This is a genomic window from Muricoccus vinaceus, assembly GCF_042433125.1.
Lineage (GTDB): Bacteria > Pseudomonadota > Alphaproteobacteria > Acetobacterales > Acetobacteraceae > Roseomonas > Roseomonas vinacea.
Window position 1 is genome coordinate 1 of record NZ_JBHLVZ010000041.1, and the last position, 20,750, is coordinate 20,750.

Here is a 20,750-nt window from a genome sequence, read left to right on the forward strand (position 1 = left end):
CAACCTCACCAAGCTCGCCAAGGCAGCAACAGGATGACCCGCACTGCAAGCTGGCGCACCACGGGCGCCCCTCAACGCTCCACAGTGTCAGCTCGAAATGTGGTTACCGAGACGGGCTCCTAGCCCAGAATGCATCGCCGAAAGCACTTCTGATTTGCTGTTCTTGTTAGAGCAAAAGCGGGTAGGTGGATTTCTGTTCCTGGCACCCCAAGCCAAATGGCCCATTGCGCTACGAGATTGTACTGGTTCAATTTTTCTTAAACCTGGGCGCGCGATCAGCATAAACCCGGCCCCGCGAGATCGTACTCAGGAACGGCTAGCCGCGTTCGAGTGGATGCACAAACTCCTCCAAAACAAAGTCAGTCGCGACGCACTATGCCGCCAGGTTGGCGACGTCTCAGGGTTCAAGAGCTTACTTGAACGCCTTCACAAGGGACAGCTGTCCCACCGTAACCGAGCCCTGGTGGTGCTCGCGAATTGCTGTGGACTGAGCCAGAACGTGATTTGCCGTTTTCTCCACATCGACCGTAAAACCGGCCGCAGATACCTTCGCATGTTTGAAAAAGGCGGGGAAGCCGCGCTATTTGCGCCGCAGACCAGATTGCGTCGTAAATTCGATGATGAGGCGATCAAGCAGGCAGTTTTCAGCCTCCTGCATCAGCCGCCGTCCAACTACGGCATCAATCGCACGACCTGGATCATGGCCGACTTAGTGAGGATCTTGAAGGAGAGTGGGCAGCCCGCATGCTCCCAAGTGATCAGGGCAATTGTCAAAGCCGCAGGTTTCAGGTGGCGCAAGGCCCGTATAGTGCTTACCTCGAATGACCCAGCCTACAGCGAGAAACTCGCTCATATTCAAGCAATTCTCTCCGAACTGCGGTCAGAGGATGCGTTCTTCTCCATCGACGAGTACGGTCCATTTGCGGTTAAAATGAAGCCGGGCTATGCGCTAAGCGCCCCGGGCGAGCAGCGTGTCGTCCCGCAATGGCAAAAATCACGCGGCTGCCTGATTATGACAGCTGCTCTCGAATTATCGGGCAATCAAATCACGCATTTTTATAGCGAGCGGAAAAACACCGCTGAAATGATGCGCATGCTAGAGTTACTCCTGGAACGGTATAGCGACCGGCGCAAGCTTTACCTCTCATGGGATGCTGCCTCATGGCACATCTCGAGGCGCTTTCAGCGGCGGGTGGATGACCACAATGCTGCGGTGACCGCCAGCCATTGCGGCCCTACAGTCGCTACCGCGCCGTTGCCATCAGGCGCACAGTTCCTGAATGTTATCGAGTCCGTGTTTAGCGGCATGGCCCGCGCAATCATCCACAACAGCGATTACGAAACAGTGGAAGAAGCTAAAGCGGCAATCGACCGCTACTTTGAAGAGAGGAACGCCCATTTCTTGCTGCACCCCAAAAAGGCTGGCCGCAAAATCTGGGGAAAGGAGCGGGAGGCTCCTGCCTTCTCAGAGGCAAATAACTGCAAAGATCCAATTTACCGTTAGGGCTCGTTTTAAAAATCTTGAGCCTCTGGCAGATGCAGCGCACCCACCAAGAACTAATCCGCCCAAGCTCCTACGGCGATGGGGGCTTGGGACCTCGCCATAGGGCGAGGTAGGTGGCCTGGAATTCGACCGCCCTCTACACCACTCAGAGCAACCGCAGGACCGCCGATCGCTGAGCCAAGACAACCGGGGCTTGTTGAGAGCCAGCTGGTTCTCCCATTCTCCGCGACCCCGCAAACCTTTGCCTGAGGCGCAGGCATGCCAGTCATCCACAAGCTCGACGGCCTGATTGCCTGGACCCGGTGCCCGGAGTGGCGCGAGATCATGGCCGAAACCCTGCTCCGGCATGTCGCCAAGGCCTGCACGGGTGCTGATTTGGAGATCGAGGAGCTCTCGGACGTCCTCGATGACGCCGCCCAGTGGGTGATCTGGGGTGCCGCCTTCGAGGACCTGCTTGCCTCGGATCTGCCGGACGGGCGCAATCTGGCCGATGATTACCTCAAGCGCCGCGGCTGGAAGGATCCCGTCGCCACCCAGGAGTACATCGCCGCGCTCCGCCGCTCGGTGATCAGCCTCTACGAGGTCAGCGAGGTTGTCCCGGGCGAGTCCATGCTGCTGCGCGACCTCGTTCGCTCCTCCGAGCCTGTCCGCGTGCTGGAGAAGTCCGGCACCCGCAGTCTGCGCCAGTGGGACAGGGTGGCCACGCGGGTGATCTCGCAGCGGAGCGGCACGGTAATCAGCGGTACCCTGCTCCCCTACGATCAGGCGACGAGCGAGCAGCTGCTGGCCTTGCTGCGCCGCGTCCGGAGCAAGGCTGGAGGTCTGGTGGCGGAGGTCGCAAGGGAGGTCGGCCGGGCTGTGTCAGCCGATGCAGCCGACGCGGCGCTCACCCCCGAACTACTGCTGGGCCGCACGGCCTTTGCCTTCACCAACCTCTGGCTTGCCGCCGTACTGCGGGCTGAGCTCGATGACACACCGCCTGAGGTGGCGAACAGCGATGGTGACCCGCTGCACTTCGTCACCCTGCATTTCCCGCTGCGCTCTGGTGTGACGCTGGCTGCCGCGCGAGCTGCCCTAGATGGCATTCGGGCTCTGGACCGCGCCGGTCCGAGCTTCTGGAACTGGCTCGCCGCCCCCGCCAAGCCGCCAAAGCGTGTTCCCCAGAAGCCAGACGGGGTGCAATTGATCACGACCATGGAGGGCGGCGCGGTCGTGCTCGGCACCGTCGAGATTTCTGGCCGGAAGGTGATCCTCTCGGTGAACTCCGAAGCCCGGGCGGAACCCGCCGTGGAAAGCTTGGTCCAGCCGCGACTGGCCGACCGGCACGACCATTATACAGCTAATGGAGGAGCAGCGAGCGAATGGAGAGCAGCCCCTTCCTTTGAACCTGCCGCCCGACGAGGTACGGGCCATTTAGCAGCAGCTTGGAGAGCACTACCGGCAGATTCTCGATCAGCCAATTCTTTCTCTCGGCGGCAAGTCGCCCCACGCGGCGGCGAAGATGCCGAAAGGGTAGGGAAAAGTCGTGCTTGGCTGAAGACGCTAGAGAATCACTTGGCAAAGCGGCCGGCGGGGGAACTGAGTGTCGAGGCTCCGCCAGTGAGGACGTGACGGGAAATCGGCTGGAGATGCTGAAGCAGGGAACGTTGCCGCTTCCAATCCACCTCGTGCCCATATCGGCGCCGAGGACGGCGCGAGCTAAATTAGCTGTCCAAGGTACGGCCTGACAACATCGGAGACTTCGTCGTAGAGGTCCTCATCGAGAAGCAGGTTCTTTCGCTTCCCAACGCGCACGATCTTTGCGTCATTGTCGGTAAGGCTGAACAGATCCTCTGTTGCGACGATGACCTGACTGTCAGCTGGACGCTTATCAATGATGAAGCGCATCACGCGTCGCATGTCGTCCTGCCCTTGCTGGTTTGGCGCGTCGATCACGATAGGGCAGAAGGAGGATGACGAGTACCGCCGCGCCGTGTGCAGGAAGGCGTAGTAGTAGGCGATCAGCCCACGAGGACCTTCGCTGCCGCGCCCGAATGGCATGATGGTCATAGAAGGCTGCTTCGTCGTATCGAGCCGCACAGAGAGATGATCGCAGAACTCAAATAGCCGGTCTTTAAAGTAGGCCTTGATCTCCTGACTGCGCTTGCGGCTCACCGCTGCCTGCATCGCTCTTGTCTCGTCATCCTCCTGGCGACGCTTATCGGAAATGCCTTCGTCGATCGTGCTGATGCGGCCTCGGATGATGCGACCGGCCTCATTGCGGCCTTGAGCCGCAATCACGTCGTTGAACGACAGCTCCTCCTTGCGCGCGCCTAGTATGTGATTTATCCGCGCGATGCAGTCTTCTAGTTCAGAAATGTTCTTGCGCTCAGCCTTTGCCTTGTCGTCCAGCTCGTGCAGCTTTTCCTGACTGACGATCAGTGAGTTGAATAGGCCGTCCTTGTCCCGAACAATCTCGAATTGGTCGGCGATAGAGTTATGATAGTGGTGGCCGCAGGTTGGGCAGGCCACATCGGCAGGCCTGTCCAAGGCCGCAGCGAAGGCCTCATCCATCTCGGCCAATGTGGCTTTGACTAGATCCCGTTGTTCAAGCCAGAGCCGCCGCTCTTCGCTAATATTCGAAAGGCGCTGCCGATATGCGAGCTGGTCCTGATGCAGCTTGCGGCTCTCCGCCAGCAGCTGCTCGGTCTCGACCTGGAAATCGGTCAGGTCGAAGGAAAGCACGACGTCCGAGACGAGCTCGCGCATGCTCTCCAGCGTCTGATGTAGCACCTCGCGCTCGCCTTCGAGCGCTTTGCGCTGTGCCTGAAGCAGGTTTCTACGGGCCTGAGCCGCGTAATATGCGTTCGGCTTCAGACCGGAGTGATAATCAGCGAGCGTCTGCTTCGAATTGGCCATATAGAGCCCGCGGAAGGACGCCCATGGCTGCCGCCAGTTGTCCTGATCGACGTAGAACGGGGCGAACATATAGTCTGGCGGTGGCGTAATAGCTTGATCTTCGCGGTTCACCATCTGCAGCTGAAAATTTAAAAGCCTGGCAAGGTAGGCGGTCAAATCCTTGACGATGGATGTCGTCCGCAGCTGCATCTTCGTATTGCCGTCGAACACGGCGAACCGTCCACGCCCGGCGAGCATGACGTAAGACGTGCCGTCGACCGTAAACTCCAGAAGCGTCTCGACCTGTGCGCTGCGCCAGGGCGCATCGATCTTGTGAGGTTCAGCTCCGAGGGCGTTATACAGGCTCTTTAGAACGGCTGACTTGCCGAACCCGTTTCCGGCCTGCAGCACCGTTGCCGCCGAGCTGAAGCTCAGTTTGAATGCTCGCCTTTCGTGCTGTGACAATAGGCAGAGACGCGAGAACCGCAGCATGCGCACCGTTAAAATCCTTCATGCTGGTCAGCAAGCGGCGCAAGCCAACGACGTTCGGTCTGTTCATTTTACCGCCTCAAATGCCTCAACGAATAGGGCGCCATCTCGATTCTCGTAATCAGATGGAACCCAATCTCTTAACCGCGCGGCGATCTCCGTCAGGGTCGTGCATGCCGCGATTTCCGCTGGATGCGCGACTATGGCATCCTGGCATGCCACGTTGAAGGTGGCAGCCCCGGACTCCCCGGCGGAGCGCGCCCTGATGTAGCGGAGACATGCGTTGTGGAGGGTGAGCATCTGGATTGTGGTCATGCCGGCGGCAGCGAGATCGACCTGAATGGCCGTCCAGCTCTCGGTGAAGCGACGCCCGCCCGTAGCTCGCGCGAACATAGACTCTATATCGGCCCGACAGAGGGTTTTGCGGTCGTAAAACTCCGCTTCGGTCGTGAACTCTTGAGTGACGCCGGTCTTGGTGAAAACGCTACCCCGCAGGGTTTCGTAAAGCGAGATTACAGGGACATGATCCGCACCGCCGCGCTCATGAAAATAGTCGAGCAGAGAGCCTTTAACGAATTTATCCTGATCATTAATCCCGATGGATGTTCGCTCGAAGGCAAATAGGCCGCAGCCATCGACAGCGGGCGGATTGACTGCATCGTCGGCGACCGCCTTCGTGAGGGCAGCTACCTCATTGGCGTGTAGCTCATGCGAGCGGACGAGATGGTGGTCCGGACCGGTCTCCGTGCCGTCGGCCAGCTTCAGCTTGAAGGACAGGTTGGAGACGAAGACGAGTCGGCCAACCATCTTGCCGAACGTCGCCATGTGGTGATGCAGACGACCGAGGAACGTAGCGGGCTTGCCCTTGCCCTTCTTGGCGGCCATCGCCTTCAGGGTCCACTCACCCTTGTCCTGCGACTTGATCTGATAGAAGTCGACCTTTGCCGGCTGCTGGGCTTTGTCAAAGACCATCAGGTCGTCGAAGTGGTCAAAAACTGCCCGGTAGTCAGACCCGCTTCGATGCAGATCCAGCATCTTCAGGACGGAGGCATGCACCTGGAACCCGTAGCGTGCCATGGTGTGCGCTCCAGCCTTCTCACGAGGCTTGGCCGAGGCCACGACCTTCATCAGGCTCGTCATTACACGGCTGGACTTCTTCCCATGTAGGTTGGATGCCTCAGATCAATGCATGAGACAAGCTGCAAACCGCTTAAGAACATGCCATTAGAGGCAAGGATTGGTGCATCAGCGATGGTGGCCAGACGCGAATAAAGCCAAAGGTGATGGGTTTCACCACTCTGTTCCTGTGTCCGCGAGTTTGAGCCCGAATGCCTCCTGCTGCAGCGGCCACTCCACAGGGGATGGCTGCAGGAAACGCGAAAGACCGACCTACTCCGTGGCGCCGCCGTCTAGGATCGCCTCAACGGTGTCCGGCGCCAGCAGCGTCAGCTGCAGCAGCCGCCCCATGTAGCCGCGGTCCAGGCGCTCAGCCTCGGCCATCTCGGTGATGGAGGCGTATTGCCCCTCGTCCAGCAGCCGCTGGTACCGGAAGGCACGCGCCAGTGCTTCCAACAGCCGAGGGTTTACTGGCCGGAGACGAGCGGGCGGTTGCAGCCTCGCTCGCTGCCCCTTCTACGCGAGGCTCCAGGAGCCGTCCCCTGGACGACGGACGATGGCCACCACTCCCATGTTGCGCTCCTCCTCTACCTGGCGGCGCCCCTCCACAGCGAGGGTCGGACGCTGCTGAACGAGCTTTGCTGCCGACCGGAACAGATCTGGGTCCTCCAACTTCCGTCCTGCCTCACGTAGCTTCACCCGAATGAGGTCCGATGCCAGTTTAATGGCCCGCTCCTCGCCAGCGTCCGCGGCGAAGCGGGACAGCTCCCGCATACGGTCAGCTTCCTCCCACCTTCCGTCGACCTCGAACCGCACGTGTAGGTAGGCGTTAGTAGACGGTTCACGGACCGTGTTCACTGCGCGACTCGCCGTTGGGAAGCGCGTCCGAGCGTGCTCGCCATCCAGAACCTCGAACCAACCTTCACGGCAGATCCCCGAGACATAGAACCGGCTTTTTGGGCCGTGGAGGGCGATGCTGAACCGCGTACCGCTCGGCACGGCGAAGCCATGTGCGTACCCAGGATCTTTCGACGGCCAGTAGCATCCGCCTGCGGCAAGCATATCGATCAGCGGCAGCATCATGCGTGTCCTCCGTGATCGTATCACATCATACCGGGACCGGCCGGCCAAGAGTTCATTGCGATTCCATCAAATCCGACCCTGTAGCCGAGCAAATAGGAACATGAACAAGACCACCGACACGGGGCGAAGCAGACGTGATCTGGAGGAAGCGCAATTGCCCTGGCGCGCTCAGGCTAATGAAAATCCATGCTTCTCCCAGTCTTCGGGGAATGGCTTCATCAATGACAGAAGGTTGAGCCGCTCGGATTGTTTTCCGTCGAGGACCGCTTCGATGATCGCCGGTGCGAGCAGCGTCAGCTGCAGGAGCCGCCCCATGTACCCGCGGTCCAGCCGCTCAGCCTCGGCCATCTCGGTGATGGAGGCGTACTGCCTGTCATCCAGCATGCGCTGGTACCGGAAGGCCCGGGCGAGTGCCTTCACCAGCGCAGGATCAGCGCGTGTAGGGATCGCACATGCCGACATGCCCTTGCTCGTCTTCCCTTCCGGCGTAACTAGCGTCTTCCGCCCTGGCCTGCGCCGTATCGACAGCGGCACTGCATTGTGAGGCATGTCGGGTGGGCGGCGCTCATTCGGCAACCTCCAGCAACGCCGGGCGGCTTGCCCCCAGGTCCCGCACCAGACTAGCCGGCCCCTCCACCCGCAGCCGGATATCTGCCCCCGTGCCCAACACCGTCACCGGCTTGACCAGCAGCCGGACAATTAGCGCCTGCTCGGTGGGTAACAGCCGCATTCCAGCATATAAAGCTGATTAAGGCCGGAGCTTGCTCGCGCTAAGTCGAGCGGAGGCTCTCAAGCTTTCAGCCGAAAGCTGCCGGTCTGAAACGCTAAGCGGACCAGCTCGACCAATTCTAACCTCATTGACAGCTTTGGTACCCTCGATCCACCAATTGTCGCGCCTCAACCAGGTGGCTCCAAGGACCGGGAGCTCGCGCAGCCTAAGGCTCATCGTCGAGTCCAGGCGGTAGGTCGCTCTCATGAATGTCGGGATTGCTTCTAAGCACCCGTTCGATGGTGAAGCACCTCACTGCTTGGTGCCCCACGTACTTTGTCATTCCGTAATTCATTCCCGCGCTCAGTGCGACACCGACGCCTCCAGGTATAGCCTTTTCAGCAGCTTTCCTCGTAAAGTTGACTCCAAATTTTTTCAAGAATTGCTTCACGGTTTGAAGGGCCGCGCCTTTCAAATACATATTGAGCATTTTAACACCAGCTTTCGACGCAAGCGGCGCACCTCCGCCCACACCAAGCTTTTCAAGCCCCCCCATGACAGCGATGAGCAATGTCATGTGGAGAGCGTCCTGATCGTCTAGATCCCAGCCATAGTTGGCCGCTAGCATCATAGTCATATCAACCTGAAGCTTCATGCAGATAGTCAGATCGGTGGCGCCTCCGCCAAGCATGCCAACCAAAGTTCCCACACCCGGCATTACTCCAGGAAGAGCGGTCACCCCGCCGCTCATAGAGGCGTAGCGCGCGTATCTGTGGATAATCTTCCTGGCGACGATTTTCTCAATCTCTGCGCCAGAGAGTTGTGGATTTACCTTCTGGGCAGCTTTTTTGTACTTTGCCACCGCCTTCATGGCATTTTGCGGACTGATGGCAACGGTCTGAAGCGTCTTAAGGAGAAGACCTCCATCGTACTCTTTTACGGCTTCCACTGGCCACTCTCCGATCAAAACAACCATCGAGCCGAGTGTCGCTCAGGCAGAAAATGTTGGCAATTCGTTGTGAAGCGCAGATGATCTCCTACCGGAGAAGTTCCTGCGACAGCTGCAGCCCCACGTAGCCATGGTTCAGGCGTTTGGTCTCCGCCGTCTCCGTGATGGCCGCGCACTGCCCCTCACCTCGCATGCTCTGGTACCGGAAGGCCGCAGCCAGCACTTTTATCTGGACCGTATCTGCCGGCGTCGGGATGAAGCCAGAAAGTCTCATCGGAGTCGCCGGCCCAGCTACACCTACCGGCTTCACTACCGCTTCCTCACCTCCGGCGCTGTATCCTAAGCGGCCCCTGAACCGTGAGGCTCATACCGCTGCGTCCAACACTGCAGCCCTGCCTACCTCGAGATCACGCTCGAGGCTCGCTGACCCGCGACCCGAATCCGAATGTCCCCCCACGTGTCGAGACCGCCACCCGCTCCACCAGCAGCCGCACGATCCTCGCTTGCTCGGCCGGGAACAGCTCATCCCAGAGCCGCTCCAACTGGTGCAGGGCGTCCTGCGTCTCCGCCTCGGTGAGGTTCGGGTCGCTGTCCCGTACCGCCGCCCAGGTGCCGACGGCGACTCTCGGCTCGCGCAAGAGGGCGCGCACCTGCCCGACCGCGGCCGCTTCGATCTCCGCCACCGAGATGCGCCGCACTAGGGTCGGATTGGTGCTCTTCGACCAGCCCGGCTTGGCGCCAATAGGGCAACTGCTGCGGATAACGGCCGTTGCGCTTTCACCAACGCTGATGGCCGGCTTGAGGTTCGCATTGGCCGTGGCGCTCAGGAGTACAACCATGACCAGCAAAGCACCTTCAAAGAAGTCCGAGCAGAACGCATCCGAAGACGCCAAGCCGGTGGAAGCAAAGAAAGTCGCTAAACCAGCCAAGGGTAACAAGCCGAACGCGCTTCAGCAGCCTCTCCAACCCTCAGAGGATCTTGCAGCAGTGGTGGGTGAGGAGAAGCTCGCCCGCGGCGAGGTGGTCAGCAAGGTCTGGGCATACATCAAGGCCAACAAGCTGCAGAACCCGAAGGACGGCCGCGAGATCCTGGCTGACGACAAGCTGCAGAGGGTGTTTGGCAAGGAGAAGGTAACCATGTTCGAGATGAACAAACACCTCGCTCAGCACCTGAAATAAAGAGGCCGTTCGCCGTCCATGCAGTCTGGCGCACAACTGGCCAAGCGGCATCTGTGGCAGGGGGTAGAACAGCTTTCCCTGTCCCTACCCAGGCACCTGGATTGGATCTCAGGAAACCAGTGGCATCCGGCCGTCGCTTCTGCAGCGTGCGGCGCCTACCGAATACCGCAATCCTGCAAGAGCAAAGGGAGAACGGGTGATGACTACTTACCGATTAATGGCACTGCTTGCCACAGCTGCACTTTTGGCCACCGCCCCCCTGGCACATGCGCAAACCCAGCGCGACGGCAGGCCGGGTAACCCACCCTCGACCGCAACAGGGCGGGCCGTGGATCGAGCCCAGGGTCAGACCCCCCGCTCGGATGGCACCCCCGGCAACCCGCCTTCGACCGTGACGGGGCGCGCGGTAGACCGAGCCCAGGGTAGGGCTTCCCGTCCCGACGGCACCCGTGGCAACCCGCCGGGTACGGCCGTAGGCCGCGCCGTCGACAGGACCCTTGGCACGAACACCACTGGTGCCAACCCGCCTGTACGATAACGATAGTCTCAGGCAGGGAGGGAAAATCCACCCTCTCCCTGCCCCTCTACTACCCGCGGCTGTGCGACATTGAACTAATCAGGCGGACTTTTCCGTTGACCGGCCAGCCTTCGGGTTCACCTCCCTCGAAGAGGGCGGAAGAACGCACGAATCTCCTCTGCCAGCGTATCGGGCTGCTCCATCGCGGCGAAATGGCCGCCGCGCGGCATGACGCTCCAGCGGCGGATGTCTGCATAGGTGCGCTCGGCAACGCAGCGGGGTGGGCGGATGATCTCTCTCGGAAACTGGCAATAGCCAGCCGGCACTTCGACCCTGCCCGGGATGGGCCACGGCCCGTGCATGCGGGCGTAATAGGGATGGAATGATGCGCCGATGCAGCCCGTGAACCAGTAGAGCGAGATGTTCGCCAGCATTCGATCCCGGTCCACCGCGTCATCTGGCGTCCCGTCATTGTCCGTCCACATGCGGAACTTCTCCGCAATCCAGGCGGCGAGCGCTGCTGGGCTGTCCGTCAGGCCGTAGGCAAGGGTCTGCGGCCGCGTGCCCTGGATCCACTGGTAGCCGGTCTCCTCCTTCAGGAATGTCGAGAGCTCGTTGAGGTAGCGGCGCTCCTCCTCCGTTGCGTTCTCCGGAGGCGTGGGGTCGCGCGGTACGGCGAGGAAGTTGAGGTGTATGCCGATCATCCTCGCCTTGTGCGCGGCGCCGAGGCGGGACGAAACGAAGGCCCCCCAGTCACCGCCCTGGGCAGCGAAGCGCTCGTAGCCCAACACCCCGGTCATGAGGTCCGCGAGGCAGTCGGCGATCGCCTCGATGCCGAAGCGCTTCTGGCCCGGGTGGAAGGACAGGCCGTATCCTGGGAGCGAGGGAGCCACGACGGTGAAGGCGTCGGCCGGATCGCCTCCGAACTTCGACGGCTGCGTCAAGCGGGGAATGAGGTCGAGGAACTCGAACACCGAACCGGGCCAGCCATGCGAGAGCAGCAGCGGCATGGGAGCGGATCCCTCGCCGGGCACGTGCAGGAAGTGCAGATCGATGCCGTGCAGGGGCACACGGAACCCTGGAAAGGTATTCAGCGCCGCCTCCTGCGCCCGCCAGTCAAACCCGTGACGCCAGTGATCAAGGAGGCCGCGCAGGTATCCAACGTCGGTGCCGTAAGTCCAGGGCGGCTCGGGCGCCTGATCTGGCAGGCGCGTGCGGGCGAGCCGTTCGTGGAGGTCGGTGATCGCCGCGTCGGCCACACGCAGAGTGAAGGGAAGAGGTGCCGAGGTCATGGGGTCCTCTGTCGCTGGAAACGACAGGATGGACGATCCCGCGGGTGTAGAGGAAGGCGCGATAGCTTCACCCGAGGCTGGGACGCTCCGGGGCGCCAAGCTCACAGCGCTCCTTGCTGCTCCCACCCAGCTGCGAAGGGCTTCAGGAGCGAGGCAAGCGCCACCTCCGCTGGCTGCCGCCCGTCCAGGACGGCCTCAACAATGTCCGGCGCCAGCAACGTCAGCTGCAGCAGCCGCCCTATGTACCCGCGGTCGAGACGCTCCGCATCAGCCATCTCGGTGATGGAGGCGTACTGTCCCTCATCCAGCATGCGCTGGTACCGGAAGGCCCGGGCCAATGCCTTTACCAGCGCAGGATCAGCTCGGGTAGAGATCGTGGGTGCCGGCATGGCCGCGCTCGCCTTCCCATCCGGTGTGAACACTGTTTTCCGCCCTGGCCTGCGCCGTATCGACAGTGGCACCTGAACCGTGAGGCATGTCGGCTGGGCGGCGTTCATTCCGCAGCCTCCAGCAACGCTGGGCAACTCGTACTCAGATCCCGCACAAGAATAGCCAGCCCCTCCACCCGGAGCCGGATGTCCGCCCCCGTGCTAGACACCGTCACTCGCTCAACCAGCAGCCGCACGATTCGCGCCTGCTCGGCCGGAAACAGCTCACCCCAGAGTGGCTCCAGCTGGTATAGGGCGTCGCGCGCTTTTGCCTCAGTACCGTCGGGGCTCTAACGGCAGCTGCCCAGGCGCTCCAACTGTTCTGCGTGCTCACCAACACATAGTGCCGGGTTCGCCCTTGAAGGGACCCTTGAGGTCGCGGGTGATCCAACCACCGTAGAAGCCACCGGGCTGAGGCGTTACCGCCTCATCGTCAACGAGGCACCGATCCATGGCGCCGGCGTAAACCGCCAGATGGTCGCGGATGGCGGCGAAGGCAGGTGTTGGATCGGGATAGCTCCAGGCGGCCCGTTCCGCCACTCGGTTCCCTACCCAGATGCTCCAGTAATTTGCCTCACCCTTCCACTCGCAGAAGCTGCGTCCAGGCGCGGGCTCCAGCGTGCAGCCGGTGAAGGCAGCGCGCGGCAGGTAGTAGACGGGTGGATGCGAGGTCTCCAGCACGCGGAGCGCCCCTTCCGTTGCCGCAATGATGCGCCCTGCAAACTCGATGCGGATCGGCTTGGTAATTGGTTCGAGCGCGGGCGGCCGCGGGTAGTCCCAAACGTTCTCCATCGTCTCTCGCCCTCCGGGAGGCCGTCTTGTGTCCACAGGCGTCACGTCGGCACCACCTCAGCCAGAGTGGCGCAGGGGAGCCAGAGCGCCGGGATGATCTTGGACTATCCAGGTGCTGCCGCACGTCCATTCATCAAGCGTGCAGTGCCGTACGGGTGGTGGACGGACGAGACGGAGGAGGGCGTGAGGTGACGGGTCGAACGTTGCCTGTGAATTTCCAGGCGCCGCGGAAGACCGCAGCCGCACCATCGCCCATCTCCTCCACCCGCATCGCCGCTCGCATGCTCTCCGGCGTTTCCAGCGTCGCAAGGTCGACCAGTAGGTCGAACGGCACCTTGTTCATCGACGCTCTGGGCTGTGCCAGTTCCACGGCCATCCGGTTGAGGACGAGCGCCCCTACCGTGCGGGCCGCCTCGCGCTCGGCCAGCGGCACAGGCCAGCTTGGGTGGTGACCGGCGAAGAGCGCGACAGCCTCGTCCCATGCCTGCACCGTCGACACGCCACGGTCCACCAGGGTTCGGTAGCGCTGCTCGGCCAAGCGCGCGGCCAGGACGTCCATGTCAGGCGAAGGGGCGTGGGTATCGTGGAGGTGGCTCATGGGAGGAGCCTAGACCGACCATGAACGATTCGGGAACATGAAAACTGCGGCGCCGGTCGGGGGCGACGCACAGTCGGCGCTTCTCCCAAGGTTAGCCAACGTGCCCAAGCAATTCTGCAAAGTGGTCACGTTCGGAACGCAATTTCGAGGTGAAGTTGATATTGGCAATCGTCATCGGTCGGCAGATTCCTCGGCAAATCGATGTGACCTTTGCTCAATCGAACCGTTACCATTTACGGGTGGCTGGGAGTACGAGCGCCGGCGCGACGGTGATCGTCACGGAGGTGAATACTCCCGAGGCGATCGGCCTCAGGGTGGACTGCAGGTTCCAGCGATCATTGGTCAATTCTCGGCGGTCGGTGATCTGCGGAGAGTACCTGTAACTTCGTGAACCAGGCCGGACACACCGGCCTTTGAAGGAGGTTTCGAGCATGCGAAAGACAGGCTTTGTGCTTCTTGGCGTGGCTGTGCTCGGACTGAGCGGCTGCGGCTACAGCACCGGCGACCGTGCGGTTTCCGGCGGCCTTCTTGGGGCCGGGGCGGGAGCGGGCGTAAGCGCACTAACTGGAGGCAGCGTTGGCACAGGTGCCCTCATTGGCGGCGCAGCAGGCGCTGCAGGCGGTGCGCTGACCAGCGGCCGTGACGTGAACTTGGGACGCCCTGCCTGGCGCTGAGATCGGACTATTCAGTCGTGGAGCTGTGCCGGGCCGGTCGTTCGGCACAGCTCTGTTCACCCGGTTCGACAGCCTGTTCTCTCCAAACGGCCGGGAAGGCCTTCATCAATCTGTGAAGGCCGATCACCGGGCATGGGGATCCGTTCAGCACTACCTCGATCAGGCCCGGTGCCAGCAGGGTCAGGTGCAGCAGCCGTCCCGTGTACCCCTTGTCCAACTTCTCTACCTGCGCCGTCTCGGTGATGGGGCGTGTTGCTACTCGTCTAGCAAGCTCTTCTAACGGAAGGCTCGGATCAAGGCCCTACCGAGCACCGGGTTCGCTCGGCTGCAGATTGCAAGGCGCAAGTCTGGCCGAACTCGCCATCTCTGCTGATCACCGTCTTGCGCCTCAGCCAACGCCCGACGATGAGCGCCACCTCGACTGTGATGTGGCTGGGTGCAGAACGCTCACTTCGCTACCGAGAACGCCTCCAAGCGTGCCTCAGCGCGCGCAACTTCGCCGCCAGGTAGGATGAACAGGTTCAGGGACGCTATGCCGCGGCGTGCGTCGCATTCACCTCGTCGGAGGTGGCGGCAGCCTCGCCCATGATGGTGTGCATCTCGCGCAGGAGAGCCGCGCCCTTCACCGTGCGCTGGACCAGCACGGAGCGGCGATCCTGCGGGTCGGTCCTCCGGCGAGCGAAATCCAACTCGCCCAGCCGGTCCAGCGCCCGGGTGATCGCGGGCTTGGAGACGTTGAGCGCGGCGGCCAGCCCGCGCACAGTGTGCGGACCCTCGCCGAGATAGACCGTCAGAAACACGCCGAGCTGCCGCGCCGAAAGGTCAGGTCCGTCGCGGCGAACAAGCGCAACAACCGTTTCCTTCAGCATGCCAATAAACTGGTCCGGTGTGCCTTGCACGGGCATGAGAGGGCTTCCTTCTACCAGAACATTGGGCATGCAGGTCGTTCCGGATGCTGTTTATAAGGTGATCAACCCTACAATTCAACCCAAAGTTGCACTTGCGTGTACTTACCTCGCGTTAGAAGCTGTCAGTCCGTCCAAATTGGGCGGAGCTCAGGCTGAGGGGCTTAGCTCGATGAGGGACATCAGGATCTCCATCAACGCAATTGCGGGCGGCAGTCTGGAGCTCAGGTGATGGCTGAGACACCATCAAGTTCAACTCCTCCTATGCCGCTTCAGTCTCTTTCCGGGTTTATGCGTGCGGGTTGGAGTGGCTCCCTCCTACCCGTTTCTAACCACCCCTTATCTGCTAGCGGCGACTGCGCTGCGGACGATTTCAATCCGGATGCTGAACTAATAAGCTGCTGCGCCGATCATGCCAAGTATATGGCTGCGGTAAAGGACGCTCCAGACGAGGCAGAGGATGGACCTGCTTGGCGCGCCTATGAGGATAACCGTGACGCAATCAGCGCCGCTATGCCGCAAACCTTGGCCGGCATGGTCGCAAAAGCACGTGCTGCAAAGCTGGAGGCGACGTTCTGGGACAGTTCTGAGAATATCGATGGGACCATGGGCCAGCCATGGGCATGGGACTTGGTAAACAGCCTTCTGCGACTGGCGGGTGAAAGGTAAGCCTCCTTCACGTCCCGCTCAGACTGTCTGAGGTCGTACCACAGCAGCAAGCTGGCGAGCCCAATCTGGTGGGATCGGCTGCATGAGCCGAGGCAGCTTGAACTCGTCAGGCTGTGTTCCATTGAGAACCGCCTCGATGATATTCGGGGCCAGCAGGGTGAGTCGCAGGATCTGCCCGGCGTAGCCGCGTTCGATCCGCTCTGCCGCCGCCAACTCCGTGATCGATGCGTAGTGCCCACCGTCCAGCATTGCCTGCCAACGGAACGCGCGTGCGAGCGCCTTCACCAGGGCAGGATCTCCTCGGATTTGGGCTGCAGCAGGCGAGCTACCGTCCGGCGTGACCACCGTCTTCCGCCCAGGCCTGCGCCGTATAGCCAGGGGCACCTGCACCGTAAGGCAGGTTGGATGGGCAACGCTCATTCCGCCGCTTCCAACATCTTGGTGCTCCCCGCTCCTAAATCCCGCACGAGGCTGGCCAGACCCTCGACCCGCAGCCGGATGTCTGCCCCCGTGCTGAACACCGTGACCCGCTCCACCAGCAGGCGTAAGATCCGCGCCTGCTCGGCGGGGAACAGCTCATCCCACAGCGGCTCCAGCTGGTGCAGGGCGTCCCGCGTCTCAGCTTCGGTCAGGTCGGGGTCGCTGATCCGCGCCGCCGCCCAGGTGCCCACGATGATCTCCGGCTGTCGCAACAGGGCTCGGACCTGCCCGACTACCGCCGCCTCGATCTCCGCCGCCGAGATGCGCCGCACGAGGGCGGGGTCGGTGCTGTCGTGTTGGCCGCCGCCCTTCAGCGCCGCCTGACTGACGTAGTACCGGTACAGACGGCCTCGGCGCCGCGTGTGGGTCGGCGAGAGCGCCCGCCCGTCTGTCCCGTAGATCAGCCCCTTCAGCAGCGCCGGCGTCTGGTTCCGCGTGCCGTTACCCCGGGTGTGGGGGCTCTCCTTCAGCAGCGCGTGCACCTTGTCCCAGAGCGCCCGCTCGATGATCGCCTCGTGCTCGCCGGCGTAGACCTCCCCCTTGTGCGCCGCCTCGCCGACGTAGGTCCGGTTGTTCAGCAGCTTGTAGACGTCACCCTTGTCCAGCAGCCGCCCCGACCGGCTGGTCAGGCCCTCCGCCTGGAGCAGCCGGGCAGTCTCGGTGCCCGATCCGGTGTCCAGGAAGGTGCTGAACACCCGCCGGACCGTTCGGGCCTCGGCCTCGTTGACCAGGAGCTTCCTGCCCCTGACCTCGTAGCCGAGCGGCACGTGCCCGCCCATCCACATGCCCCGGGCGCGGGAGGCAGCGAACTTGTCCCGGATGCGCTCGCCGATCACCTCGCGTTCGAACTGGGCGAAGGAGAGCAGGATGTTGAGGGTCAGCCGCCCCATGGAGGTGGTGGTGTTGAAGGACTGGGTGATGGAGACAAACGTCACCCCGTGCGCCTCGAAACTCTCCACCAGCCGGGAGAAGTCCATCAGCGAGCGGGAGAGGCGGTCGATCTTATAGACCACCACTACGTCCACCCTCCCCTGCTCGATGTCGCGAAGAAGGCGCTGCAGGGCCGGCCGCTCCAGGGTGCCGCCCGAGAAGCCCCCGTCGTCGTAGCGGTCCGCCACCAGCGTCCAGCCCTCTGCCCGCTGGGACAGGACGTAGGCCTCACAGGCACCCCGCTGGGCATCGAGGGTGTTGAACTCGCGGTCGAGCCCCTCGTCCGTGGACTTCCGGGTGTAGACGGCGCAACGGAGCCGCCGCACGGGGGTAGGAGGCGGCACCACCTCGGCCGCCCTGCCCTGGCGCCGGCTCATGCGCCCCTCCCCTGGCCCTTGAGGCCGAAGAAGGTCCAGCCGTTCCAGCGGGTGCCGGTGATGTGCCGCGCCACCGCCGAGAGGGAGCGGTAGGGCCGGCCTTCAAATTCAAATCCGTCGGCCAGCACGGTGACCGCGTGCTCCACCCCCTGCCACTCGCGCAGCAGGCGGGTGCCGGCCAAGGGGCGGCTGTCGGCCCGGATGCGGCGGAGCACCACGTTGCCGCCGTCTAGCTGCTCGCCGAGCGCCTCCAGGCGGGCGCGGGTCTCAGCCTTCAGCCCGCCATAGGCGAGCTCCTGGATGCGGTAGGCGAGGCGGCTCTGGAGGTAGGCACGGTTGAAGGGAGGCGGCTCCTTGCCGAACAGCTCGCGCCATTGCTGCTTCAGCTGGGCGGTGGGGGCGCTCTGGAGCGCTGCCAGGCGGCCGAGCACGTCGGCGGGCGGGATGGTCGGGAAGACGGACGTGGGCGGCGCAGGCGGGGCGGTAGGTCCATTACCGGCCCCCCTCCCCTGCCGTTCGATGGCTCTCTGCGTCATGCGTGTCTCCGAGTTTGGGGAAGGACACGACCGCTCTGTTCGGCCGAAAAGTGTAGCGAACTCTCTCCCAGGCCCCGGCCCTGCTCGACGTCACGGGCGAGATCCTCACCAGTGTGGGCGCGAAGCCGCAGCAGCCCGGCCGCGAGGATGGTGCACACCTCGCGGAGGTGAGGGGGCAGGTGCAGGTTGAGCTCACGGGGAAGTTGGCCGGCTCGGGCCTGACGCACCGGTTTGGAGGGCTCGACCGCCTGGCGATCGCCGTTTAGAACAAACGAGCAACCTTGCTTAGGAGTCGACCTCATGGCCGGAGCCCCAGCCCCTCATGACACCTGAGCCGCTGGTCTCCCTGCCACTCACGGAAGCGCTGGCGAGGCTGTGTGGTCGGGGGCTCGCCCGAGACCTTTGGGAGGCCGATCGGCGCCTGGAAAAGTTGCGTGCACAAGCAGCTGCTGCAGGCGGGCAAACTCCAGTGGGTAGGAGCAGCGAGAAAAGCCTCCAAGCTGAAATCGCTGGTGCAGATTTCAACCAGCTCGCTGCGAACTCCGCTCTTCAGTGCGACCTTGCTGCCCGGATCCGGCGTGGCGAGTTTCACCTGCACGGTCGGCGACGCCCTGTTACTGCCTGCGATCCATCGATCGTGCTTTCGATTGCAGATGCAGACTCGGTCACATTCACTCCTCTGTTCAACACCATCGAACTGAACGGCGAGAGTTACGACGACGTCGAGGCCGTTTTTGGCCCTGTGCCAATCCACGACGTGGCCGAACCACGCCGGCTGCCATTGCTCCAAGCCCTGTCGCACTGGAGTAGTCCCTGGACTTTGCTGAACATCCGTCGCAGCGAAGCCTACTTTCGTACGGACGAGATCCGAGCCTTCGGACTTCCTACACTCAGTGGAACCAGCCGAGCCAAGAGTGCTGAGCAGGGTCTCTCCCCAAAGCAGCATGTCGAGGGACAGCGCCTCTTGGAAACACTCTGGGCAGAGCTGGGTAAGGACCTGCAGTCGCGGATCGCTGGCCGTGAGATCTATCTCACCGGTGTTCAAACCAGACCGGCAGTGATGACGACCCAGCAGCTCATCCCAACAACTTGGGCGTATGACCTTCGGTTCAACTTCGATGTCATGTCCGTCACAGCACATGGCCACCGGTGGACAGCAGTCGAGTGTTGGCTGGATCCGCCAGATATCGGCTCCGACCCAGCCGAGCGCGCGATCTCCGATCCAGCGACGCCTGCACCTCCCGCGACACTGCAGCCCGAGGATGTCGCAGGCCTGACCGACGAGGCAATCCTCACGCTGCTTGAAGAGCATGCGAAGCGTGTGGTCGAAGGGCCAGACGCTAAGCTGATCGCGCCGGGCAAGATCTCCTTGCTGCCGATTGTGAAACGCAAGATGGAGTACCGGGCAAAGCAGGGTGCACTCATGCCCAAGATCGCCGACGAAGCCGAAGTTTTGGCTGACTGGATTGCGTTGAAAGTTAAATCGCATGCAGTGCCCACAGCCTCCACAATCGCAAAGGTTCTGAGCGGGACTTACGCAGCGCTGAAGGCGCGATCCACGGCCGCGATTCAAAACTCTGGAGATTGAATCGCGGCCGTGGATCGCGGTTCCTGGAAAGCGCTTCTTGACGACAAGCGAAGTCGTCATAAGGTGCTGCATTGCCTGTCAGAATCGCTCAATTCGAATGGGTAACTCTCACTGAGGCGACACTCTGCGCCTGGACTGGCGCCGCCGCTCCCGGTGACTACCTCGTCTACCACCGAGGGTTCCTTAGCTGGGATCTCGCGCCGGAGCTGAGCGTTCTCAGCAAACCCCAGCGCGCCACCCTGAGCCGCCTCGCCAGTCGCGCCCGCCAGCTGTCAGAGCAAGGTCTCGTCCACCTCGTGCAGCGTCGCGAGGGGCTGGGTGAATACACCTACCTCATCGTGATGCGACCGCGGCTTCGCGCGCCGTGCACGGGCGTACTCCAGCGAGTGCTCTCGGGCACCGAGGCTGTGCTGGCATGAGAGACGCTGCGACAGCCGCTGCCATGTCTGATCCCGAGCGGAACCGCTGGTTCAGCCGCCGTTGGCAGGACTGGGTGACCCTGCCCGCCATTTCGCCCACCCCGCTGCCCGAGCTGCTTGAACCGGACGAGGCGCTGGAGGTGACCGGCCACGCGCTGCTGCTCGCCTGGCGTGAGGAGCGGGCCCAGCAGTCGCAGCAGGAGCGGGCGCCATGAACGCCTGGACGCAAGCCGCACCCGAGGCGCCCGACATGACCCCCCGGACCATCACCTGCACCTTCGGCCACTACACGGACACGGTCTGGACTGACCGGCGCAAGCTGATCTGGGAAAGCTTGGCCGCGATCCTTACCGATCACCGGGTTGGTTCAAAGGACGGCACCTGCATCGTCCCGGCCACCTTCACCGGCACACGCCGCCACAAGAACGACGCGGCGCGCATCGATGTGGTCGTGCTCGACAGCGACGCGGGCTTCACGCTGGAGGAGATCCACTCTGCCCTCACCAGGCAGGGCTGGACCGCGGTGATCAGCTCCACCCACTCGCATCTCACCACCCGAACGCTCGCTCGGCGGGGGAGCTGGGACAAGTTCCTCCTGACCGCGGCAGATCCGAACTAGGCCCCAACCGAGTTCCTCCT

General features: G+C 62.5%; 23 protein-coding genes. 7 read left to right on the forward strand and 16 right to left on the reverse strand.

Annotation, left to right across the window (positions count from 1 at the left end; all coding sequences use genetic code 11):
• The first annotated feature begins 334 nt into the window (after positions 1-334).
• Both ACFFIC_RS14810 and ACFFIC_RS14815 read left to right on the forward strand, forming a co-directional pair.
• Entirely contained in the window at positions 335-1,504 is a 1,170-nt protein-coding gene (locus ACFFIC_RS14810; protein ID WP_377051632.1) for an IS630 family transposase, read from the forward strand.
• Positions 1,505-1,762: 258 nt separating this feature from the next.
• Positions 1,763-3,115 carry a hypothetical protein gene (locus ACFFIC_RS14815; RefSeq protein ID WP_377051634.1) on the forward strand — a complete coding sequence of 451 codons (1,353 nt, stop codon included), beginning with the start codon at positions 1,763-1,765 and terminating at the stop codon, positions 3,113-3,115.
• An 87-nt stretch (positions 3,116-3,202) separates the two neighbouring features.
• Here the strand turns inward: ACFFIC_RS14815 and ACFFIC_RS14820 are convergent, their stop codons facing one another.
• The 8 genes from ACFFIC_RS14820 to ACFFIC_RS14855 all read right to left on the reverse strand — a co-directional run bounded on the left by ACFFIC_RS14820 (position 3,203) and on the right by ACFFIC_RS14855 (position 9,566).
• Positions 3,203-4,879: a coiled-coil domain-containing protein gene (locus tag ACFFIC_RS14820; protein WP_377051636.1), complete on the reverse strand. Its 1,677-nt coding sequence runs from the start codon at positions 4,877-4,879 to the stop codon at positions 3,203-3,205.
• Between the two features lie 57 nt (positions 4,880-4,936).
• Positions 4,937-6,010 carry a dsDNA nuclease domain-containing protein gene (locus ACFFIC_RS14825; protein ID WP_377051638.1) on the reverse strand — a complete coding sequence of 358 codons (1,074 nt, stop codon included), beginning with the start codon at positions 6,008-6,010 and terminating at the stop codon, positions 4,937-4,939.
• Positions 6,011-6,259: 249 nt separating this feature from the next.
• Entirely contained in the window at positions 6,260-6,442 is a 183-nt protein-coding gene (locus ACFFIC_RS14830; protein ID WP_377051640.1) for a hypothetical protein, read from the reverse strand.
• Between the two features lie 60 nt (positions 6,443-6,502).
• Positions 6,503-7,069, reverse strand: coding sequence for a hypothetical protein (locus ACFFIC_RS14835; protein ID WP_377051642.1), 567 nt, complete (start codon positions 7,067-7,069; stop codon positions 6,503-6,505).
• A gap of 168 nt (positions 7,070-7,237) precedes the next feature.
• Positions 7,238-7,489, reverse strand: a complete 252-nt coding sequence (locus ACFFIC_RS14840; RefSeq protein WP_377051644.1) for a hypothetical protein — start codon at positions 7,487-7,489, stop codon at positions 7,238-7,240.
• Positions 7,490-7,634: 145 nt separating this feature from the next.
• The gene (locus tag ACFFIC_RS14845) at positions 7,635-7,799 is read right to left on the reverse strand and encodes a hypothetical protein (protein WP_377051646.1); all 165 of its coding nucleotides are present in this window, start codon (positions 7,797-7,799) and stop codon (positions 7,635-7,637) included.
• Positions 7,800-8,004: 205 nt separating this feature from the next.
• Complete coding sequence (locus ACFFIC_RS14850; protein WP_377051648.1) at positions 8,005-8,754, reverse strand: hypothetical protein; 750 nt, start codon at positions 8,752-8,754, stop codon at positions 8,005-8,007.
• A 380-nt stretch (positions 8,755-9,134) separates the two neighbouring features.
• A complete protein-coding gene (locus tag ACFFIC_RS14855) occupies positions 9,135-9,566 on the reverse strand; it encodes a hypothetical protein (RefSeq protein WP_377051650.1) in 432 nt (143 codons plus the stop codon).
• Between ACFFIC_RS14855 and ACFFIC_RS14860 the strand changes: the two genes are divergently transcribed.
• A complete protein-coding gene (locus ACFFIC_RS14860; RefSeq protein WP_377051652.1) occupies positions 9,565-9,906 on the forward strand; it encodes an SWIB/MDM2 domain-containing protein in 342 nt (113 codons plus the stop codon). The two genes, ACFFIC_RS14855 and ACFFIC_RS14860, sit on opposite strands and share 2 nt — an antisense overlap.
• A gap of 654 nt (positions 9,907-10,560) precedes the next feature.
• On the opposite strand, the gene ACFFIC_RS14865 is transcribed toward ACFFIC_RS14860, so the two are convergent.
• From ACFFIC_RS14865 to ACFFIC_RS14885, 5 genes are all read right to left on the reverse strand, one after another.
• Entirely contained in the window at positions 10,561-11,715 is a 1,155-nt protein-coding gene (locus ACFFIC_RS14865; protein WP_377051654.1) for an epoxide hydrolase family protein, read from the reverse strand.
• Positions 11,716-11,816: 101 nt separating this feature from the next.
• The gene (locus ACFFIC_RS14870; RefSeq protein ID WP_377051656.1) at positions 11,817-12,026 is read right to left on the reverse strand and encodes a hypothetical protein; all 210 of its coding nucleotides are present in this window, start codon (positions 12,024-12,026) and stop codon (positions 11,817-11,819) included.
• Positions 12,027-12,473: 447 nt separating this feature from the next.
• Positions 12,474-12,935 carry a DUF427 domain-containing protein gene (locus ACFFIC_RS14875; protein ID WP_377051658.1) on the reverse strand — a complete coding sequence of 154 codons (462 nt, stop codon included), beginning with the start codon at positions 12,933-12,935 and terminating at the stop codon, positions 12,474-12,476.
• Positions 12,936-13,068: 133 nt separating this feature from the next.
• Positions 13,069-13,533 carry a hypothetical protein gene (locus tag ACFFIC_RS14880; RefSeq protein WP_377051660.1) on the reverse strand — a complete coding sequence of 155 codons (465 nt, stop codon included), beginning with the start codon at positions 13,531-13,533 and terminating at the stop codon, positions 13,069-13,071.
• A 1,204-nt stretch (positions 13,534-14,737) separates the two neighbouring features.
• Positions 14,738-15,112: a MarR family transcriptional regulator gene (locus ACFFIC_RS14885; RefSeq protein WP_377051662.1), complete on the reverse strand. Its 375-nt coding sequence runs from the start codon at positions 15,110-15,112 to the stop codon at positions 14,738-14,740.
• Positions 15,113-15,343: 231 nt separating this feature from the next.
• Here ACFFIC_RS14885 and ACFFIC_RS14890 point away from each other — a divergent pair, with 231 nt between their 5' ends.
• Positions 15,344-15,781 carry a hypothetical protein gene (locus tag ACFFIC_RS14890; RefSeq protein ID WP_377051664.1) on the forward strand — a complete coding sequence of 146 codons (438 nt, stop codon included), beginning with the start codon at positions 15,344-15,346 and terminating at the stop codon, positions 15,779-15,781.
• An 18-nt stretch (positions 15,782-15,799) separates the two neighbouring features.
• Here ACFFIC_RS14890 and ACFFIC_RS14895 read toward each other — a convergent pair whose 3' ends face one another.
• From ACFFIC_RS14895 to ACFFIC_RS14905, 3 genes are all read right to left on the reverse strand, one after another.
• Positions 15,800-16,066, reverse strand: coding sequence for a hypothetical protein (locus tag ACFFIC_RS14895; protein WP_377051666.1), 267 nt, complete (start codon positions 16,064-16,066; stop codon positions 15,800-15,802).
• 131 nt (positions 16,067-16,197) lie between these two features.
• Positions 16,198-17,568, reverse strand: coding sequence for a recombinase family protein (locus ACFFIC_RS14900; protein ID WP_377051668.1), 1,371 nt, complete (start codon positions 17,566-17,568; stop codon positions 16,198-16,200).
• Positions 17,565-18,104: a DUF2924 domain-containing protein gene (locus ACFFIC_RS14905; RefSeq protein ID WP_377051670.1), complete on the reverse strand. Its 540-nt coding sequence runs from the start codon at positions 18,102-18,104 to the stop codon at positions 17,565-17,567. Before ACFFIC_RS14905 ends, ACFFIC_RS14900 begins: the two co-directional genes overlap by 4 nt.
• Positions 18,105-18,426: 322 nt before the next feature.
• Here ACFFIC_RS14905 and ACFFIC_RS14910 point away from each other — a divergent pair, with 322 nt between their 5' ends.
• The 3 genes from ACFFIC_RS14910 to ACFFIC_RS14920 all read left to right on the forward strand — a co-directional run bounded on the left by ACFFIC_RS14910 (position 18,427) and on the right by ACFFIC_RS14920 (position 20,730).
• Complete coding sequence (locus ACFFIC_RS14910; RefSeq protein WP_377051672.1) at positions 18,427-19,692, forward strand: hypothetical protein; 1,266 nt, start codon at positions 18,427-18,429, stop codon at positions 19,690-19,692.
• Positions 19,693-20,134: 442 nt separating this feature from the next.
• Positions 20,135-20,326: a hypothetical protein gene (locus tag ACFFIC_RS14915; RefSeq protein ID WP_377051674.1), complete on the forward strand. Its 192-nt coding sequence runs from the start codon at positions 20,135-20,137 to the stop codon at positions 20,324-20,326.
• Complete coding sequence (locus ACFFIC_RS14920; RefSeq protein ID WP_377051676.1) at positions 20,323-20,730, forward strand: hypothetical protein; 408 nt, start codon at positions 20,323-20,325, stop codon at positions 20,728-20,730. Before ACFFIC_RS14915 ends, ACFFIC_RS14920 begins: the two co-directional genes overlap by 4 nt.
• Positions 20,731-20,750 lie beyond the last annotated feature (20 nt).

What these genes read in the sequence shown, in the direction of transcription:
- ACFFIC_RS14900 (WP_377051668.1), bottom strand. Translation starts at nt 17,568, where the DNA reads ATGAGCCGGCGCCAGGGCAGGGCGGCCGAGGTGGTGCCGCCTCCTACC.
- ACFFIC_RS14885 (WP_377051662.1), bottom strand. Translation starts at nt 15,112, where the DNA reads ATGCCCGTGCAAGGCACACCGGACCAGTTTATTGGCATGCTGAAGGAA.
- ACFFIC_RS14860 (WP_377051652.1), top strand. Translation starts at nt 9,565, where the DNA reads ATGACCAGCAAAGCACCTTCAAAGAAGTCCGAGCAGAACGCATCCGAA.
- ACFFIC_RS14825 (WP_377051638.1), bottom strand. Translation starts at nt 6,010, where the DNA reads ATGACGAGCCTGATGAAGGTCGTGGCCTCGGCCAAGCCTCGTGAGAAG.
- ACFFIC_RS14905 (WP_377051670.1), bottom strand. Translation starts at nt 18,104, where the DNA reads ATGACGCAGAGAGCCATCGAACGGCAGGGGAGGGGGGCCGGTAATGGA.
- ACFFIC_RS14880 (WP_377051660.1), bottom strand. Translation starts at nt 13,533, where the DNA reads ATGAGCCACCTCCACGATACCCACGCCCCTTCGCCTGACATGGACGTC.
- ACFFIC_RS14890 (WP_377051664.1), top strand. Translation starts at nt 15,344, where the DNA reads ATGGCTGAGACACCATCAAGTTCAACTCCTCCTATGCCGCTTCAGTCT.
- ACFFIC_RS14870 (WP_377051656.1), bottom strand. Translation starts at nt 12,026, where the DNA reads ATGCTGGATGAGGGACAGTACGCCTCCATCACCGAGATGGCTGATGCG.
- ACFFIC_RS14920 (WP_377051676.1), top strand. Translation starts at nt 20,323, where the DNA reads ATGAACGCCTGGACGCAAGCCGCACCCGAGGCGCCCGACATGACCCCC.
- ACFFIC_RS14915 (WP_377051674.1), top strand. Translation starts at nt 20,135, where the DNA reads ATGTCTGATCCCGAGCGGAACCGCTGGTTCAGCCGCCGTTGGCAGGAC.
- ACFFIC_RS14875 (WP_377051658.1), bottom strand. Translation starts at nt 12,935, where the DNA reads ATGGAGAACGTTTGGGACTACCCGCGGCCGCCCGCGCTCGAACCAATT.
- ACFFIC_RS14910 (WP_377051672.1), top strand. Translation starts at nt 18,427, where the DNA reads ATGACACCTGAGCCGCTGGTCTCCCTGCCACTCACGGAAGCGCTGGCG.
- ACFFIC_RS14855 (WP_377051650.1), bottom strand. Translation starts at nt 9,566, where the DNA reads ATGGTTGTACTCCTGAGCGCCACGGCCAATGCGAACCTCAAGCCGGCC.
- ACFFIC_RS14850 (WP_377051648.1), bottom strand. Translation starts at nt 8,754, where the DNA reads ATGGTTGTTTTGATCGGAGAGTGGCCAGTGGAAGCCGTAAAAGAGTAC.
- ACFFIC_RS14810 (WP_377051632.1), top strand. Translation starts at nt 335, where the DNA reads ATGCACAAACTCCTCCAAAACAAAGTCAGTCGCGACGCACTATGCCGC.
- ACFFIC_RS14835 (WP_377051642.1), bottom strand. Translation starts at nt 7,069, where the DNA reads ATGATGCTGCCGCTGATCGATATGCTTGCCGCAGGCGGATGCTACTGG.
- ACFFIC_RS14815 (WP_377051634.1), top strand. Translation starts at nt 1,763, where the DNA reads ATGCCAGTCATCCACAAGCTCGACGGCCTGATTGCCTGGACCCGGTGC.
- ACFFIC_RS14865 (WP_377051654.1), bottom strand. Translation starts at nt 11,715, where the DNA reads ATGACCTCGGCACCTCTTCCCTTCACTCTGCGTGTGGCCGACGCGGCG.
- ACFFIC_RS14845 (WP_377051646.1), bottom strand. Translation starts at nt 7,799, where the DNA reads ATGCGGCTGTTACCCACCGAGCAGGCGCTAATTGTCCGGCTGCTGGTC.